Origin of the sequence: Pontibacterium sp. (assembly GCF_041587635.1) — a bacterium.
Classification (GTDB): Bacteria; Pseudomonadota; Gammaproteobacteria; order Pseudomonadales; family Balneatricaceae; genus Pontibacterium.
On sequence record NZ_JBFGYC010000711.1, the window covers coordinates 1 to 1605 of the forward strand.

General features: G+C 54.4%; 2 protein-coding genes. Both read left to right on the forward strand.

Translation table 11 applies throughout. The features are described 5' to 3' along the window. The coding region (locus tag ABYW01_RS21035; RefSeq protein WP_372836524.1) for a bifunctional ornithine acetyltransferase/N-acetylglutamate synthase at nt 1–666 on the forward strand (666 nt) is incomplete at its 5' end. Then, on the forward strand, nt 635–1605 hold a 971-nt coding region (locus tag ABYW01_RS21040; RefSeq protein ID WP_372836526.1), incomplete at its 3' end, for a Nudix family hydrolase. The genes ABYW01_RS21035 and ABYW01_RS21040, both read left to right, overlap by 32 nt.

A 1605-nucleotide genomic window follows, 5' to 3' on the forward strand; every position in this document is an offset into this window, starting at 1 on the left:
ATGCCGAACATGGCGACCATGTTGGGCTACGTTGCCACCGATGCTGAAGTTGATCAGGTGTTGCTGCAGTCTTTACTGACAGCATCGACGGATCAGTCTTTTAACCGCATCACCGTGGACAGTGATACGTCGACTAACGATTCCTGCATTCTGGTTGCAACCGGTGCATCGGGTGTGAAGGTTGATGCTGAAAACGCGGAGCTTCTGGCTCAGTTTACTGAGGTATTGAACCGTGTCATGCGCGATCTGGCTCATGCCATTGTGCGTGACGGAGAAGGCGCAACTAAGTTCGTTACAATCCAGGTGGATAGCGCTGCGAGTCAGCAGGAAGCGCTGGCGGTTGCTTATGACATCGCTCACTCCCCGTTGGTGAAAACCGCACTGTATGCGTCTGACCCTAACTGGGGACGTATTCTGGCGGTCGTTGGACGTGCCGGTGTAGAAAACCTGAATCTGGATGCCTTGCAGATCTATCTGGGCGATGTGTGTATCGTTGAAAACGGTGGCCGTGCGGCAAGTTATACCGAAGAAGCGGGGCAGGCGGTGATGGATCAGGAAGAGATTGGTATCCGTGTGGTACTGAACCGTGGTGACGTTGTGGAGACTGTCTGGACAACAGATCTGTCCCAGGAATATGTCAGCATCAACGCCGATTACCGCTCCTGATATGACCAAGCTGATTCACGTTGCCGCTGCTGTCATTCTGAATTCGCAACGGCAGATACTGCTGGCGCGCCGTCCTGTGGATAAACATCAGGGCGGCCTCTGGGAGTTCCCCGGTGGAAAAGTCGAGCCGAATGAACCGGTCGTGGATGCACTGGCGCGTGAACTGGATGAAGAGTTAGGTATTCAGATCAACGCTGCGCGTCCGTTAATTCAGATACCGCATCATTATCCGGACAAATCTGTGTTGCTGGATGTGTATGAGGTAGATGCCTTTGAGGGCGCGCCATACGGTCGTGAAGGCCAGCCGGTTGAGTGGGTTGATCGTTCAGCCTTGGTCGACTACCCATTTCCCGCAGCGAATACGCCGATTGTCGCGGCAGCCTTGTTGCCGTCACGGTTGATGATTACTGGTGCGGCAGTCACTCCAGCTGAATATCTGGAAAAGCTGGAGCAGGGCATCAAGCGGGGTGCGGAAGGTGTGATGTTGCGTGCAAAACAGCTCACTGATTCTGATTTTTTGCAGCTTGCTGCTCAGTTTCAGAACACCTGCCAGGATCGTGGCGTATTTCTGACGCTGAACAGTTCGGTTGAGCTGGCAAACGAGCTTAAAGCGGATGCTTTGCATCTGAGCAGTGCACGCTTGTTGGCTCTGGAGTCTCGGGATCAGTTCGGCGGACGCTGGCTGAGTGCTTCATGTCATTGTGAAGAAGAGTTGGCTAAGGCACAGGCATTGGACTTGGATTATGTCACGCTGTCGCCAGTGGCAGCGACCCGCTCGCATCCTGATACGCCTCCAATGGGCTGGGATATGTTTCAGCGTTTAGTTTCAGAGGTCACTCTGCCGGTCTATGCGTTGGGCGGGATGGAAGATGGCACCCTGCCACAGGCATGGGATGCCGGTGCGCAGGGTATTGCAGCGATCAGTGCATGGTGGGGGTA